The 16,133-nt window shown below is 54.9% G+C and carries 15 protein-coding genes; 13 read left to right on the forward strand and 2 right to left on the reverse strand.

The features are described from left to right. Window position 1: 1 nt before the first annotated feature. The 10 genes from murD (at window position 2) to lpxC (ending at window position 11,088) form a co-directional block, all read left to right on the forward strand. Window positions 2-1,372 (forward strand): UDP-N-acetylmuramoyl-L-alanine--D-glutamate ligase, encoded by a 1,371-nt coding sequence (murD, locus tag MKFW12EY_RS20375; RefSeq protein WP_221053658.1) that lies wholly within the window; start codon window positions 2-4, stop codon window positions 1,370-1,372. Beyond that, the gene (gene ftsW, locus MKFW12EY_RS20380; protein ID WP_221053659.1) at window positions 1,366-2,535 is read left to right on the forward strand and encodes a putative lipid II flippase FtsW; all 1,170 of its coding nucleotides are present in this window, start codon (window positions 1,366-1,368) and stop codon (window positions 2,533-2,535) included. Before murD ends, ftsW begins: the two co-directional genes overlap by 7 nt. Beyond that, window positions 2,532-3,614 (forward strand): undecaprenyldiphospho-muramoylpentapeptide beta-N-acetylglucosaminyltransferase, encoded by a 1,083-nt coding sequence (murG, locus tag MKFW12EY_RS20385; RefSeq protein ID WP_221053660.1) that lies wholly within the window; start codon window positions 2,532-2,534, stop codon window positions 3,612-3,614. Before ftsW ends, murG begins: the two co-directional genes overlap by 4 nt. Then, window positions 3,611-5,062 carry a UDP-N-acetylmuramate--L-alanine ligase gene (murC, locus tag MKFW12EY_RS20390; RefSeq protein ID WP_221053661.1) on the forward strand — a complete coding sequence of 484 codons (1,452 nt, stop codon included), beginning with the start codon at window positions 3,611-3,613 and terminating at the stop codon, window positions 5,060-5,062. The genes murG and murC overlap by 4 nt, the downstream gene beginning before the upstream one ends. Beyond that, window positions 5,059-5,949, forward strand: a complete 891-nt coding sequence (murB, locus tag MKFW12EY_RS20395) for a UDP-N-acetylmuramate dehydrogenase (protein WP_221053662.1) — start codon at window positions 5,059-5,061, stop codon at window positions 5,947-5,949. The genes murC and murB overlap by 4 nt, the downstream gene beginning before the upstream one ends. Further along, window positions 5,946-6,896 carry a D-alanine--D-alanine ligase gene (locus MKFW12EY_RS20400; protein WP_221053663.1) on the forward strand — a complete coding sequence of 317 codons (951 nt, stop codon included), beginning with the start codon at window positions 5,946-5,948 and terminating at the stop codon, window positions 6,894-6,896. The genes murB and MKFW12EY_RS20400 overlap by 4 nt, the downstream gene beginning before the upstream one ends. Further along, entirely contained in the window at window positions 6,886-7,626 is a 741-nt protein-coding gene (locus tag MKFW12EY_RS20405) for a cell division protein FtsQ/DivIB (RefSeq protein ID WP_064027522.1), read from the forward strand. Before MKFW12EY_RS20400 ends, MKFW12EY_RS20405 begins: the two co-directional genes overlap by 11 nt. A gap of 21 nt (window positions 7,627-7,647) precedes the next feature. Next, window positions 7,648-8,874, forward strand: coding sequence for a cell division protein FtsA (gene ftsA, locus MKFW12EY_RS20410; RefSeq protein ID WP_054758926.1), 1,227 nt, complete (start codon window positions 7,648-7,650; stop codon window positions 8,872-8,874). A gap of 23 nt (window positions 8,875-8,897) precedes the next feature. Beyond that, the gene (ftsZ, locus tag MKFW12EY_RS20415; RefSeq protein ID WP_064023046.1) at window positions 8,898-10,055 is read left to right on the forward strand and encodes a cell division protein FtsZ; all 1,158 of its coding nucleotides are present in this window, start codon (window positions 8,898-8,900) and stop codon (window positions 10,053-10,055) included. A 106-nt stretch (window positions 10,056-10,161) separates the two neighbouring features. Continuing rightward, a complete protein-coding gene (gene lpxC / locus MKFW12EY_RS20420) occupies window positions 10,162-11,088 on the forward strand; it encodes a UDP-3-O-acyl-N-acetylglucosamine deacetylase (protein WP_054758925.1) in 927 nt (308 codons plus the stop codon). 63 nt (window positions 11,089-11,151) lie between these two features. Here the strand turns inward: lpxC and MKFW12EY_RS20425 are convergent, their stop codons facing one another. Continuing rightward, on the reverse strand, window positions 11,152-11,616 hold the full coding sequence (locus tag MKFW12EY_RS20425) for a DciA family protein (RefSeq protein WP_082409628.1): 465 nt from the start codon (window positions 11,614-11,616) through the stop codon (window positions 11,152-11,154). 164 nt (window positions 11,617-11,780) lie between these two features. On the opposite strand from MKFW12EY_RS20425, the gene MKFW12EY_RS20430 reads away from it, so the two are divergent. Then, window positions 11,781-12,251 carry a GtrA family protein gene (locus MKFW12EY_RS20430; protein ID WP_054758921.1) on the forward strand — a complete coding sequence of 157 codons (471 nt, stop codon included), beginning with the start codon at window positions 11,781-11,783 and terminating at the stop codon, window positions 12,249-12,251. A 222-nt stretch (window positions 12,252-12,473) separates the two neighbouring features. Here MKFW12EY_RS20430 and MKFW12EY_RS20435 read toward each other — a convergent pair whose 3' ends face one another. Further along, window positions 12,474-13,397, reverse strand: a complete 924-nt coding sequence (locus tag MKFW12EY_RS20435) for a glycosyltransferase family 2 protein (protein ID WP_245006368.1) — start codon at window positions 13,395-13,397, stop codon at window positions 12,474-12,476. A 252-nt stretch (window positions 13,398-13,649) separates the two neighbouring features. Between MKFW12EY_RS20435 and MKFW12EY_RS20440 the strand changes: the two genes are divergently transcribed. Together MKFW12EY_RS20440 and MKFW12EY_RS20445 are read left to right on the forward strand one after the other, a co-directional pair. Continuing rightward, window positions 13,650-15,377: a hypothetical protein gene (locus MKFW12EY_RS20440; RefSeq protein WP_221053664.1), complete on the forward strand. Its 1,728-nt coding sequence runs from the start codon at window positions 13,650-13,652 to the stop codon at window positions 15,375-15,377. Next, window positions 15,374-16,132 carry a pentapeptide repeat-containing protein gene (locus MKFW12EY_RS20445; protein ID WP_054758917.1) on the forward strand — a complete coding sequence of 253 codons (759 nt, stop codon included), beginning with the start codon at window positions 15,374-15,376 and terminating at the stop codon, window positions 16,130-16,132. The genes MKFW12EY_RS20440 and MKFW12EY_RS20445 overlap by 4 nt, the downstream gene beginning before the upstream one ends. Window position 16,133: the final 1 nt, after the last annotated feature.

The raw sequence follows: 16,133 nt of genomic DNA on the forward strand, positions 1-16,133 counted from the left end.
CATGGATACCGCGCAACTACTCGCCAATCTCGAACGCCACTTCCAACTGGATCCGGCTAATGCCCGGCTGCTGATCGTCGGCCTGGGCGCGACCGGTTACTCGGCCGCGCAATTTTTGCAAAAAACGCCGATCAAATTCGCCGTGGTCGACAGCCGCAAGCAGCCGCCATTGATCGACAATCTGCGCGAACAAATGCCGGATGTACCGGTATTTTCCGGCGGCTTCGACCAAGCCGCGCTGGATGTCGCCACCCACTTGCTGGTCAGCCCCGGCGTATCCTTGCACGAAACCGCGATCCATAAAGCCGTGCAGGCCGGAGTCGTCGTGATCAGCGACATCGATTTATTCGCCTGCGCCACCGACAAACCGATCATCGGCATCACCGGTTCGAACGGCAAAAGCACCGTCACGACGATGCTGGGCGAAATGGCCAATGCCGCCGGAGTGAAAACCGCCATCGGCGGCAATCTGGGTACGCCGGCGCTGGACCTGTTGCAACAGAATGCCGATTTATACGTGCTGGAACTGTCCAGTTTCCAATTGGAACGCACCCGAGCTTTGAACGCCAAAGCCGCAACCGTGTTGAATGTCAGCCCGGACCATCTGGATCGCCACGCCAGCATCGAAAGCTACGCCGCCGAAAAGCAGCGCATATTCCGCGGCAGCGGCACCATGGTTTTAAACGCCGACGATGCGCTGGTGATGGCGATGCGCGACGCTAGCCGGCCAACGTTGACGTTTTCGATCCAAGGCCCCGCCGATTTTTATCTGCAACGCGGCGAATCCGTCAATCTGATGCACGGCAACCAAGTCTTGATGCCGGCCGCTCACCTGCGCCTGGAAGGTTCGCACAATCTGGCCAACGCCTTGGCTGCCCTGGCCTTGGGCAGCGCGGTCGGTCTGAGCATGACCGCGATGTGCTCGGCGCTGCGCAATTTCAAAGGCCTGCCGCACCGGATGCAGAAAGTCGCCGAAAGAGCCGGCATCAACTGGATCAACGATTCCAAAGCCACCAACATCGGCGCCTGCGTCGCCGCGTTGCAAGGCTACGACCGTAAAGTGGTGCTGATCGCCGGCGGCGACGCCAAAGGTGCCGACATGGCCGAATTGGCACCGGCAGTGCGGGAAAAAACCAAAGCCGTCGTTCTAATCGGCAAGGACGCACAATTGATCGCCGATGCGCTGCAGGATTGCGTGCCGGTCAGATTCGCCGGCACCATGAAAGAAGCGGTCAAAACCGCCGCCAGCCTGGCCGATGCCGGAGACAGCGTGCTGTTGTCGCCGGCCTGCGCCAGCCTGGACCAATACCGCAGTTACGTCGACCGCGGCAACAAATTCGCCGAAGCGGTGATGGAGCTGCCGTCATGTTGAAGCCGACGCCCGCGCCGAAGCCGCGGCAAACCCGCTTGCATACCGATCCGCTGCTGATGCTGGCCTGCTTCAGCCTGCTCGGCATCGGCTTCATGATGGTGACGTCGTCTTCGCTGCACCTGGGCGTGAAGATGGCCGACGACATCTCGCATTATCCGTTCAAACAATTGGCCCACATCGCCTTCGGCTTGGCCTTTGCCGGCTTCGTGTTGAACGTGCCGATGAAAAGTTGGGAAAAGATGGGCCAAACCCTGTTTATCGCCGGCCTGGCTCTGTTGCTGGTCGTGTTGATCCCCGGCGTCGGCGTCAAAGTCAACGGCAGTATCCGCTGGCTGTCGATTCTCGGCTTGCGGATTCAAGTGTCGGAGGTGGTCAAATTCATTTCGGTGATCTATATGGCCGGCTACGTCACCCGCCACGCCGAGCATGTAAGGCGTTCCGCCTTCGGCCTGGTCAAGCCGCTGATGCTGTTTTCGGTGGCCTGCGTGTTGTTGTTGCTGGAGCCGGACTTCGGCTCGGCCGTCGTAATTCTGATCATCGCAATGGGCATGATGTTTCTGGGCGGGGCGCGGATTTCGCAATTCATTATCCTGTTGGCACTGGTCGCCGGCCTGGCGGTGATGCTGGTCATCGTCTCGCCCTACCGGCTGGCGCGGGTCACCAGCTTCCTCGACCCGTGGGCCGACGCCAAGGACACCGGCTTCCAGTTGACCCAAGCCTTGATCTCGTTCGGCCGCGGCGAATTCTTCGGCGTCGGCCTGGGTAACGGCCTGCAAAAATTGTTTTATCTACCCGAAGCCCATACCGACTTCTTGTTCTCGGTGCTCGGCGAAGAATTGGGCTTGCTGGGCGTGCTGACCATCATCGGTTTATTTAGCGCGCTGGTGGTGCGCGCTTTTGCCATCGGCGAACAGGCGGAACAGGCCGGCCTGCGCTTTTCCTCGCTCGCAGCCTACGGTTTGGGCATCTGGTTCGGCTTCCAGTCCTTCGTCAACATGGGCGTCAACATGGGCATGCTGCCGACCAAAGGTTTGACGCTGCCGCTGATGAGTTACGGCGGCGGCAGTATGATCGTGATGTGCGGCGCGATGGCTGTGTTGTTTCGGATCCATTACGAAGTAACCGAACACAACAAGAGCAACGTCAAGGGGAAACTAGCATGAGCGGCCGCATCGTGATCATGGCTGGCGGCACCGGCGGCCACGTATTTCCGGCATTGGCGGTGGCCCAGGAAATGGCGGCGCGCGGCTGGCAAGTGAGCTGGCTGGGAACACAGACCGGCCTGGAAGCCAAAGTGGTACCGGCGGCCGGCATCGACATCGATTGGTTGGCGGTGGCCGGCCTGCGCGGCAAAGGCTTGCCGGCTAAATTCGGCGGCATCTTCAAATTGATCCAAGCCTGCCGCCAAGCCAGACGGATTTTGCGCCAGCGCCGGCCGAACGTGGTGTTGGGCATGGGCGGCTTCGTCGCCGGTCCCGGTGGCCTGATGGCAAAACTGCTGGGCATCCCGCTGGTAATCCACGAACAAAACCGCGTCCCCGGCACCACCAACCGTTGGCTGGCTAAACTGGCGGCAGGCAAAATACTGGAGGCCTTCCCCAACAGTTTCCCGGCCGGCGTCGGCGCCGAATGTACCGGCAACCCGTTACGCCGGACCTTCGCCGCCCTGCCGGACAAGCAGGTATGGACGCCGGAATCGGGCCGCAACTTGCGTGTTTTGGTACTGGGCGGCAGCCAAGGCGCCAAAGTATTGAACGAGACCGTGCCCGCGGCATTGGCCGGCTTCGCCAAGCTCGACGTCAAACATCAAACCGGTGCCGCGATGCAAGCCGAGGTAGAAAACGCTTACCAGTCTTCAAATATGAATGCCGAAGTCGCGGCCTTCATCGACGACATGGCGGCGGCCTACCAATGGGCCGATCTGATTGTTTGCCGCGCCGGGGCGATGACGGTCAGCGAGGTCGCGGCAGCCGGTTTGCCGGCGATCTTCGTGCCGTTGTTGCACGCCATCGACGACCACCAGACCGCGAATGCCAACTTTTTAGCCGAGGCCGGCGCCGCTTTGCTGCTGCCGCAACCCGAATTGAACGCGGAAAATCTGCGTAACACCATCCAACAAGCCATGACATCTTTACATTCCATGAGCCTGGCCGCAAAAGCCAAAGCTCGGCTCGCCGCCACCCAAACCGTGGCCGATATTTGCGCCGCAACCGCGGCTTTCCAGCCGGAGGCCGCGCAATGAATCGGCCCAACATTCCTGCCGCCAACCAAGCGCTCGGCGACATCGACAAAATCCATTTCGTCGGTATCGGCGGCACCGGCATGAGCGGCATCGCCGAAGTATTGAGCAACCTGGGCTACAGCGTATCCGGTTCGGACATTAAAGCTTCGGCCGTGACCGACCGCTTACAAAGCCTGGGCGTCAAGGTTTATTTGCAGCACAAAGCCGAAAACGTGGCCGATGTCGATGTCGTCGTCACCTCCACCGCAGTGGACAAAACCAATCCGGAAGTGGTCAGGGCCTATGAAAACCGGATTCCGGTGATTCCGCGCGCGGAAATGCTGGCCGAACTGATGCGCTTCCGCTTCGGTATCGCCGTCGCCGGCACCCACGGCAAGACCACCACCACCAGTTTAACCACGATGATGCTGGCCGAAGGCGGCCTGGACCCGACCTTCGTCATCGGCGGCCGTTTGAACAGCGCCGGCGCCAATGCCAAATTGGGCCTGGGAAAATATTTGGTGGCCGAAGCCGACGAAAGCGACGCCTCGTTTCTATTCTTGCAACCGATGATGGCGATTGTGACCAACATCGACCAGGACCACATGGAAACCTATGGCGGCAGCTACAGCAAGCTGAAGGACACCTTCCTGAAGTTTCTGCACCAATTGCCGTTCTACGGCCTGGCCGTGATGTGCGTCGACGATCCGGGCGTCTGCGAGGTGCTGCCGAACATCTCGAAACCGGTGAAAACCTACGGCGTCAGCAGTTATGCCGACGTCCGCGCCGTCGACATCAAACAGGACGGCCTGCGCACCCATTTCACCGTATTGCGCTGGGGCAGCCTGCCGCCGTTGCAAGTCACGCTGAATCTGCCCGGCTGGCACAACATGCTGAACGCCTTGGCCGCCACCACGATTGCCACCGCGCTGGGCGTCGACGATGCCGCCATCGTCAAAAGCCTGGCCGAATTCAAAGGCGTCGGCCGCCGTTTCCAAATCAACGGCGACGTCGATTTCGCCGGCGGCAAACTGACTCTGGTCGACGATTACGGCCACCATCCGCGCGAACTGGCCGCGACGCTGGAAGCCTTGCGCCAAGCCTGGCCGGAGCGGCGCAAAGTTGTGGTGTTTCAGCCGCATCGCTACACCCGCACCCGCGATTTGTTCGAAGACTTCGTCGAAGTCTTGTCTAGCGTCGACGTATTGATTTTGCTGGACGTCTATTCGGCCGGCGAGAGCCCAATCACCGGCGCCGACGGCAAGGCCTTGAGCCGCTCGATTCGGGTGCGCGGCCAGGTCGATCCGGTGTTCGTACAAAACCGCGAGGATCTGGCGACGATTCTGGCCGGCATCGTCGAAAAAGACGACGTGATCCTGACCATGGGCGCCGGCAACGTCGGCCAGATCGCCGCCGAATTGCCGCAAAAGCTGACCGAGGCGTTAGCGGCGCAACGGGGGCAGCCATGATGGCGTCCGCGGTCTGGAAAGGCACATTACTGAACGACGAACCGCTGGCCAAATACACCAGTTGGCGGGTCGGCGGCCCGGCGCAGCACATGTACATCCCGGAAAACAAAGCCGACCTGATCGATTTCATTTCCGGACTGCCGGAAGGCGAACCGTTGTATTGGCTGGGTTTGGGCAGCAACCTGTTGGTACGCGACGGCGGCATTAAAGGCACCGTGATCAATACTCGCAACCGCCTGAAAGAAATGCGCTTGGTCGACTCGGAACGGGTGTACGTCGAAGCCGGCGTCCCCTGCGCTCACGTCGCCCGCTTCTGCGCCGACTTGGGCCTGACCGGCGCCGAATTTTTGGCCGGCATCCCCGGCACGATGGGCGGCGCGCTGAAAATGAACGCCGGCGCTTTCGGCGGCGAAACCTGGCGCATCGTCGACCGGGTGGAAATGGTCAACGCTCGCGGCCAAGTCGTCGAGCGCGACCAAGCGGAATTCGAAGTCGCCTACCGCTCGGTCAAGGGGCTGGACGGCGAGTGGTTTTTGTCGGCGCAATTGAAATTGGCCAAGGGCAACAGCGAAGCTAGCCAGCAACACATCAAAGCGTTGCTGGAGAAACGCAACGCGACCCAACCGACCAACAAGCCGACCTGCGGCTCGGTGTTCAAGAATCCGCCGGGCGATTTCGCGGCGCGGCTGATCGAAGCCTGCGGCCTGAAAGGCTTCGCGGTCGGCGGCGCGGTAGTATCGGAAAAGCACGCCAATTTTATCGAGAACCAGGGCAACGCCAGTTCAGCCGACATCGAAGCCCTGATCGAACACATTCAAACCCAGGTACAGAGCAAGTTCGGCATCAGTTTGCAAACCGAAGTTTGCCGGGTAGGTGACAAAGCATGAAACCTTTACGGATAACCAATCCCGCCGAATTCGGCAACGTGGCGGTGATGATGGGCGGCTCGGCTGCGGAGCGGGAAATATCGTTGAACAGCGGCAATGCGGTTTACCAAGCATTAACCGCCCAAGGCATCGCCGCCACCGCGCTCGACGTAACCGGCAGTCCAATCGACGCGCTGGCAGGTCGCCAATTCGACCGCGTGTTCAACATCATCCACGGTCGCGGCGGCGAAGACGGCGTGTTGCAGGCCGTATTAGCGACGCTGGGCCTGCCTTACACCGGCTCCGGCGTGCTGGCTTCGGCGCTGGCGATGGACAAGCTGCGCACCAAATTATGCTGGCAAGGCGCCGGCCTGCCGACGCCGCGTTGGTTTTTGTTGCATGGCGAACAGGATATCGACACCTGTATCAATGCGCTGGGTTTTCCGGTCATCGTCAAACCGGCTCAGGAAGGCTCCAGCATCGGCATGAGCAAAGCCCATAACCGCGACGAGTTGGCCGCCGCGTTGAAAATCGCCAGTCAGTACCGCTGCGACGTTTATGCCGAGCAATGGATCCAAGGCCAGGAATTTACGATAGGCATGCTGGACGGCGAAGCGCTGCCGGCGATCCGGCTGGAAACGCCGCATACCTTTTACGACTTCGACGCCAAATACCGCGCCAACACCACGCAATACCATTGCCCGTGCGGTTTGAGCGCCGAACGCGAACGCGAATTGCAAGCCTTGGCGCTCAGAGCCTGCCAGACCGTCGGCGTCGAAGGCTGGGGCCGGGTCGATGCCTTTATCGACGACAGCGGCCGCATGCAATTGATCGAAGTCAATACCGTACCCGGCATGACCGACCATAGTCTGGTGCCGATGGCGGCTAAAGCGGTCGGCGTCGGCTTCGAGGAATTGGTTTGGCGGATATTGGAGACCAGCGTGGCGGGAACGGCGGGTGCGGCTTAGGTTTTTGCTACTGACCCTGATCTTGTTGGGGGGCGGCTGGTGGAGTTGGCAGCAGTTCGGCGAGAACGCCCTGCGCGGCCAGCCAATCCGTTACGTGCGGATCGAAGGCGCGTTCCAATACACCAGTAAGGACAGGTTGAAGCAGGTATTGGCGCCGCAGATGAAGCTGGGCTACTACCACGCCGATATGCAGGCCATCCATCAGGCGATCAAGGCTCTGCCCTTGGTCGATAAGGTCGACGTAAAACGGGTGTGGCCGGACGCGGTGCACATCAAGATCACCGAGCAAAAACCGGTAGTGCGTTGGGGCAACTCGGCATTATTGAACAAACAGGGCGATTTGCTGGTTCCGGACTCTATCGAGGAGTTCAAGAACCTGCCGTTGATTACCGGCCCGGCAGGCCAGGAGAAGAAGCTGCTGGAAATCATGAAGGGCGTTTACATCGTGTTGAAGGATAAATCGATGCAATTGGCCGAGTTCCACGTCAACGAACGCCGGGCTTGGCGGATTAAATTGGCCAATGGCATGGAAATGCAATTGGGCCGCAAAGCGCCGCTGGAGAATATGCAGCGCTTTTTGAAAACCATGGATTTATTGGGCGAGGAGCAGATCGCCATGATAGCGAGCGTTGACACCCGCTATCCGAACGGCTTTGCGGTGACCTGGAAACCCGAAGCCCCCGCGATCGATTGGAAAGCAATCGCGGAAAAGAATAAGAACCTGATTTAAACGCTTACTGAGCACACAACAATGGCCAAAAAGACAGATCGAAATATTTTAGTGGGATTGGACATAGGCACGTCGAAGGTCGCGGCCATCGTCGGCGAATACCGCGGCGGCGACGAAATCGAAGTGATCGGCATCGGCACCGCGCCGTCCAAGGGTTTGAAGAAAGGAATCGTCGTCAATCTGGAATCGACCGTGCATTCGATCCAGCGCGCGGTGGAGGAAGCCGAATTGATGGCCGGTTGCCAGATCAAGTCGGTATTTGCCGGCATAGCGGGTAGCCACATCAAAAGTCTAAATTCGCACGGCATCGTCGCGATCAAGGAAAAGGAAGTCACCCAGCACGACATCGACCGGGTGATCGATTCGGCGCGGGCGGTAGCGATTCCGGCCGATCAGAAAATCCTGCACATCCTGCCGCAGGAGTTTGTGATCGACCAGCAGGAAGGCATCAAGGAGCCGATCGGCATGTCCGGCATCCGCCTGGAAGCCAAGGTACATATGGTCACCAGCAGCGTCAGCGCCGAGCAGAACATCGTCAAATGCATCCGCAAATGCGGCTTGGATGTGGACGACATCGTGCTGGAGCAACTGGCTTCCTGCTCGGCGGTATTGACCGACGACGAGAAGGATTTGGGCGTCTGCCTGATAGACATCGGCGGCGGCACTACCGATTTGGCGATTTTTTCCGAAGGGGCGATCAAGCACACGGCGGTAATCCCGATCGCCGGCGACCAAGTCACCAACGACATCGCCGTGGCCTTGCGCACGCCGACCAAAAACGCCGAGGACATCAAGCGCCAATATGCCTGCGCCTTGACCCAATTGGCCGACCCGCAACAAACCATCAACGTGCCGAGCATCGGCGACCGCGAGCCGCGCAAGATCTCGGCGCAAAACCTGGCCGAGATCGTCGAGCCGCGTTACGAGGAGTTGATGCTGCTGGTGCAAGCAGAATTAAGAAGAAGTGGATATGAAGATCTGATCGCCGCCGGCATGGTAATCACCGGCGGCAGCTCCCAAGTGAAGGGATTGGTCGAATTGGCGGAGGAAATCTTCCACATGCCGGTTCGGATGGGCGTACCGCTGCATGTGTCGGGATTGACCGATGTGGCGGAAAACCCGATTTATTCGACCGCGGTCGGATTGTTGCTGTACGGCAAGGATCACCACGGCCGGGCGTTAGGTATAAACGATGACGGCGCCGATCTGTTATCGAAAATAAAAAGCTGGTTTCAAGGTAATTTTTAAACATTTGTCTGGAGGGCGTGAATATGAAATATGAATTATTGGATAGCAGCGGCAGTGCTGTGATTAAAGTGATCGGCGTCGGCGGCGGCGGCGGCAATGCGGTCAACCACATGGCGGCCGACGGCATCGACGGCGTGCAGTTTATCTGCGCCAACACCGACGCCCAAGCCCTGCGAGAAATGAACGTCGAATCCATCGTCCAACTCGGCGTCGAGTTGACCAAAGGCCTGGGCGCCGGTACCCGGCCGGAAATCGGTAGAGCCGCTGCCGAAGAAAACCGCGACCGCATTCGGGAAGTCATCTCCGGCGCCGACATGGTGTTTCTGACCGCCGGCATGGGCGGCGGCACCGGCACCGGCGCAATCTCAGTATTCGCCGAAGTAGCCAAAGAGTTGGGCGTACTGACCGTTGCCGTAGTATCCAAACCTTTCGACTTCGAAGGCTCCAAGAAAAAAGGCGTGGCCGACGCCGGCTTGCGCGAACTGGAAAAACTGGTCGACTCGTTGATCATCATTCCCAACCAAAAATTGTTACCCACACTGGGCAACAATAAATCGTTGGTGGAAGCGTTCCGCGCCGCTAACGACGTGCTGCGCGACGCGGTACAAGGCATTACCGAGCTAATCACTCACCCTGGTCTGATGAACGTCGACTTTGCCGACGTCCGCACCGTGATGTCTAACATGGGCAGCGCGATCATGGGTACCGGCGTGGCCAGCGGCGAAAACCGGGCACGGTTGGCCGCAGAAAAAGCCATTGCCTGCCCGTTGTTGGACGACAACAACCTGCAAGGCGCGCGCGGCATCCTGGTCAACGTCACCTCTAACGGCGACTTGGGCTTGAACGAGTTCGACGAAATCGGCAGCATCATGCACGCCTTCGCTTCCGAAGACGCCGACATGAAAATCGGTATGGCGGTCAATCCGGCCATGGGCAACGAAATCAAAGTGACCGTGGTTGCGACCGGCATGGGCGACAAAGCCAAGCATGCCGCCCCGATCAGCCTGGTGAAAAAAGTCGCGGCCGGCGAAGTGGATTACGGCCAACTGGAAAAACCGACTGTAATCCGCCAGCAAAAGCAAGAATCGACCAGAGAATCGCGTTTCGGCGCCCAGCCGCGCAACGATGTCGATTTGGACTATTTGGATGTGCCGGCCTTTTTACGCCGCCAAGCGGACTAACCGAGTTAGCCGCTTAACGGTTCAGGCAGCCCACCAAGTTCGGGGGGAGCTATCGCCTAATCTGTGATAGACTCCCCCGCCTTGTTTTACATATTGTCGGCATTTCATGATTAAACAGCGCACTTTAAAGAACACGATCAGAGCCACCGGCGTCGGCTTACATACCGGCGATAAGGTCTATTTGACCTTGCATCCCTCCGAGCCGGATACCGGCATCCGCTTCCGCCGCGTCGACCTGGAAACGCCCGTGACAATAACCGCGCGCCCGGAAAATGTCGGCGAGACCAAGCTATCCACGACCCTGGTTCGCGAAGGCGTCAAGGTCTCTACGGTGGAACATTTATTGTCCGCGCTGGCCGGCTTGGGCATCGATAACGCGATAGTGGATGTCAGCGCCGCCGAAGTACCGATCATGGACGGCAGCGCCGGACCTTTCGTGTTTCTGCTGCAATCAGCCGGCGTCGTCGAACAGGATGCGCCTAAGCAATACATCCGGATCAAACGCGAAGTTAAGGTCGAAGACGGCGACAAATGGGCCGCTTTTTTACCGTTCGAAGGCTTTAAAGTGACCTTCACCATCGACTTCGAACATCCGGCATTTTCCGACCATTTGAAAACCGCGGTGATGGATTTTTCGACGACGACATTCGTCAAGGAAGTCGCGAGAGCCCGCACCTTCGGCTTTATGAAAGATATCGAATTTTTGCGGGAAAACAATCTGGCGTTGGGCGGCAGCCTGGATAACGCCATTGTCGTCGACGACGACAAGGTATTGAACGAAGACGGCCTGCGTTACGCCGACGAATTCGTCAAACACAAAATTCTGGATGCGATCGGCGACCTATATCTGCTGGGCCACAGCCTGATCGGCGAATACCAGGGCTTCAAATCCGGCCACGCGCTAAACAACAAATTGTTATTGACGCTGCTGAACGAGACCGACGCCTGGGAAAAAGTTACGTTCGAAAACGCCGAGGACGCGCCGATTTCGTTCCTGAATTCCGCGCAGTCTTCCGCTCGGGCCACAGGCTGATTTAGCCAACCTCTCGACTTTACGCCGCCTGAATAGTTAACCCGGGCGGCGCGTTCCCACAGTTCAATCATCTTGCGCCCGTCGGCGCAGCGTATTTCCCAAGCGCATCAAAGCCACGGCCAACACATCGTTGTTGTCGGTGAGCTCCCCGTCGCGGCACAGCGATGCGATAGTTTCCGCAGATGGCAACTTCGGCTTGCCTCCTCTGCCAGATACGCCGACATCCACCGGCATAATTCGAACCTGCAGCTTGGCCACGTTCGTCTGGCCGGCGTCGCGCAGCTTTTCCAGAATATTGTTAGCCAAAAACCGGATTTGCGACGCCCAACTGGCTGAATCGCTGTAAAGCAGAATAACCGAGCCCGACACTAAACAATGCAAGACGTGTTTGGATAGCTCAGCAGGCAAACCGATTCGAACTAAGGCCAACAATTCCCGTTGCTTGGCTATATCGTTTAGACATAAACTGAGCTGATGATTATTAAACTCCGCAGCGGGTTTAAAACCGAATGTCTTTCGCTTATTCATATTAGGTTAATAAGTTATCTGCAAAAATGCAGTAATCATGTTTCAACGCCCCCCGATTGAAAAATTTTAATTTATCTGGGCCGAAAACAGATGTCGGCATTCTCAAGTGCTAACCATGCCACCAAGAAATAAGCCAAGCAAAATAGCCACCAATAGCCGTTAAAATGCGTAAAAACAAAAAACAAAAAAGACAACGCAGAATAAAGGGAAGCCCACGTTATATTGAAGTCCCCAGTAAAACAGCGAAGCTTTCCAATCAAACCAAATCGCAAATATTAAAATTTGCTATCGTCGGCGGACTGGCAACGGCAACGCATGCGGGTTTATTCGCGCTTGTACTCGAAGCTCAATTAGCCGGGGCATTACAAGCCAATTTCATCGCCTTTGCCGTCGCGTTCCTTATTTCTTTTCTCGGCCAATATCATTGGACCTTTCGAAATATCAGCAAGACTCACTGGACAAGAAAGATGCTCAAATTTCTGATTGTAGCTTTAATTGGTTTGGGCATGAATACTGCCGGGGTACTGGTTATCGTAGATTGGTTGCTGTTACCTTACCCTTACGCCGTACTATTCATGGTAACAGTAGTTCCGGTGACGACATTTATTGTCAATAAGAACTGGGCGTTTGCCTAACAGGTTGGTGAAAAACTCTTTTTAAGACCAATTGACTCTATATTTAGTAATAAACCAGAAAATTTGCACTAAATGGAGCCACTTCCTGTTAGATTGGAGGCTGGGACATGGATTTTCACCACCCGGCTAACCTATACTAATCGACTTCCAAATAAAAACGTTAACCTGCAGATTGCCAGACGCTAGCCTTACGAAAAATAAGCTTTCGCCCACTCTACAAAATTATTTCCTCAAGACCTTATTAACAAAATACAACGGACGCCGCTTGGACTCGGAAAAAGCTCGAGCTAGGTATTCGCCTAATATACCGATAAATACCAATTGTATTCCGCCGAGAAATAATATAGTAACGATTAACGACGGATAACCGGCAACCGGATTACCATACAACAGAGTATTGACGATAATATAAATTCCGTAACAAAATGCGAAAAAAGCAATAAAACCTCCAACGTAACTTGCTACCTTGAGAGGAACCTCGGTAAACGAAGTAATCCCTTCCAACGCAAAATTCCATAACTTCCAATAATTCCACTTTGTGTCGCCTGCATAACGAGGATCGCGTCGATACTCAACTGCGATAGCCGGATAACCAATCCAGGCATATAAGCCTTTCATAAAACGATTTCGCTCGGGTAATTGCTTCAGTGAATCAACGGCACGCCGGCTCAGAAGACGAAAATCGCCAGTATCGGCGGGGATATCGATATTGGTTATCATGCGAATAAACCGGTAAAACAGATACGCAGTTACTTTCTTAATTGTCGACTCGCCGTCCCGACTAACTCGCCGCGCATAAACGTTATCGAAACCATTTTGCCATTGCCTCACAAATTCCGGTATTAACTCGGGCGGATCCTGCAAATCCGCGTCGATAATAACCACCGCATCGCCCCGTGCAAAATCAATTCCGGCGGATACAGCGATTTCCTTACCGAAATTCCTGCTTAAATCGATAACCACGACCCGCGGATCCGATTCCGCGAATTTCTCCAATAATGGCAAAGTTCCATCGCGGCTACCGTCATTGACAAAAATTAACTCGTAGTCGGAAACCATGCTATCTAGTACAGCAGTCACACGCGCATAAAACTCGCCTAGCACCTCTTGTTCGTTATACGCCGGAATTATAATCGACAACATCATTTCACCATTGAATATTTATTGTATTTTACAGTGGCCACTTTAACAAAATCGTCGAAAATGCGTTTCCGGCCAATAAGAAAAAAGCCCACTTTTTCATTTCCGCGGGCATTTGTGCAGCGCGCCGATTAGCGATCAATTATAGGCAACTTCTACAGCATCGCCAGCCTCAGTTTACAGAGGCTGACATCTGCCTTACCGGCCTAAATTTATTGATATACAATACTATATATCTTGAGAATCATTGGAATAACCATGAAGAACGGTCTAACAACTTGCTTGCAGAACCGGCCCAAACTACGGGATTTTTTCTACATATACCTACCCTTGCTGCTCCTAAGCACAATTATGGTGCTGCAACTGACAGCATTGATCGATTCGATAAGATTCTATCCGAGTAATGACAGTTACTACGAGGAGGCTCAAAATTTCATCAAGGGCCGCGGTTTAACCAGAACACCTTGGGCGACAAAAAATTACACAGTGGATTATGAACCTACGATATATCAACCGCCCGGCTACGGGATACTGATTTATCTAACAACGCAGTTCGGCTTAGCACCCAACGTCGGCGACCTGTGGATATCTCGAATCAGTTGGATATTAACCCCCCCCACCCTAGTCTTTATCCTGCGACCGCTGCTCGGCCTGCCATTTTCGATTTTGAGTGCGGCAATCATCGCCAGCGCACCCAGCGTCTATTTAGTCAGTCCGGCCCCATTAACAGAACCTGTTTATAGTTTTCTAATTTTATTTTCTCTTAGCATAACTATTAGAAGCCTACAAAACATAGACACGCCGGAAACATTAAAAAAATTTATTTTATCCGGCTTAATCGCCGGCGTTGCCTATGCCGTTAGAAATGTTGGATTGGCATATTTTTTATCTCTTTTTTCAGCTTTAATATTACTAGCTGCATTAAGGCAACACCCCCTAAAAAATATTGCCAGGATATGCGGATATTTTTTATTCGGATTAACGCCTATAGTAGTAGCGTTATTCTGGAGAAACATCACTCTATTCGGCGAAGCGCTACCCTACAAAGTTAATCAAGGCTATTTTTCACCCCCTATTGTTTCGTTGCGCGTTTTAATAGAAGCCATCCTCCTGGACATAAGTGGATCGCGCGAAATCTCCATGCTAGCATGGGATTTTTTTAGATTTATTTCAATTACGCTACCGTTAGCAGTTCTAATTCTTTATTTTGGGCGGCAACATTGGCTCCGCTATAACTTAACCGAAAAGTTCTTCATTATATTTTCGGCATTATTGTTTGCATCTTCGAGCGGGATGCTCGTCATTGCCCACACTTACCACGGCTTGGACCCTGGCGATCTGATACGCCACGTATCTCCTTTTAGCTGGATATTTTTCCCTCTGCTTTTAGTTGTGTTTCGAGTTAAAACACAAGGCTTATATTACAAAACTGGCGCCGTTATAATTGGAATCATTATGATTACAGGTCATTTGTATTTTATTAATTACGACATTAAAAAAACCAAAGATATACTCAGATACCTTAACCGGTCTTCGGATATCATTGCCGCCGTGCAGCCTATTACCGCCAAGTATAAAATACTATCGAACGAAATTAACTTCAAAATCGCCCAAGATCCTGCGATCGCTAAAATAGTATCCGACCTTCCCGAAGAAGCATTATTAATCTCCAATGTTGGCGGTTCATTGCGCCGCGTGACCGGACGGCCGGTCAGAACCCTGGATTTTAACGCCAGAAACCTGGAAAAGAGCTTGCTGGACGTTATCGAAATGTCCAATCCAGTGATAGCGGTCAGGCCGTTTTATTTTATAGTGTTGCCCAGCAACGATATTGCCAGATCGCCTATCAATATCCATTGGCAGGAAAAAATTGCGGACATACTTATCCCGCATGGTTTTTCGGTTGCGGCACAAAATACCAATATCATCGTATTTGCCAGGCCCAAGCTGCTTCCCCCCCTTGCAAACAGCCAGGAGACTTTATGAACCGCCTAACGAAATCAGTACTGGCAACAGTACCAATCGCAATCTGCGCTATATCGGCCAATGCCGCCGAATTAAGCCGCACTCAAGTCGAACAACTGCTCGCCAAAGCCGACAAGCAGCACCCCGCAGACCTGCGCCGTAAAGACCTGACCGACCTGGACCTGTCGAATCTGGATTTTCGTAACGCCGACTTGTGGGGCGCCGATCTGCGCCGCTCCAATTTAAACAACAGCAACCTGCAAGGCCTGACGCTGGACTTGACGGTAATGACCCGGATCAAGCTGAGCGGCGCCAATCTGGCCAATACCAGCATTTTCGGGGTCAGTCTGATGCACGCCGACCTCAGCAACGCCGACATGAGCGGTAGCCGGGTGGTGGCCATTATGGACGGCGCCAATTTAAGCCATGCCAATCTGAGCAATGTGCAATGGGCGGCGGACATGAAGAATCAATCGATGGGCCTGATGCGCGCCAGCTTGAAAGGCGCCAATTTGACCGGCGCCAACCTCAGCAATGCCCAACTCGGCCGCGCCATGTTGAAACACGCCAAATTAAATAACGCCAACTTACAGAACGCCGATCTGTATTCCGCTGAAATGGATGGCGCCAACCTGACCGGCGCCAATCTGACCAATGCCAATTTCTCGCAAGCCAAACTGCACGACGCGATTTTCACCGAGGCGGTGACGACCGGCACCCGCTTTGACGGCGCCCAAAACCTACCCGATTCAGTCAAGCCGGCCCCTTCCAAATAAT

The sequence above is a fragment of the Methylomonas koyamae genome (assembly GCF_019669905.1).
GTDB classification, from domain to species: Bacteria; Pseudomonadota; Gammaproteobacteria; order Methylococcales; family Methylomonadaceae; genus Methylomonas; species Methylomonas koyamae.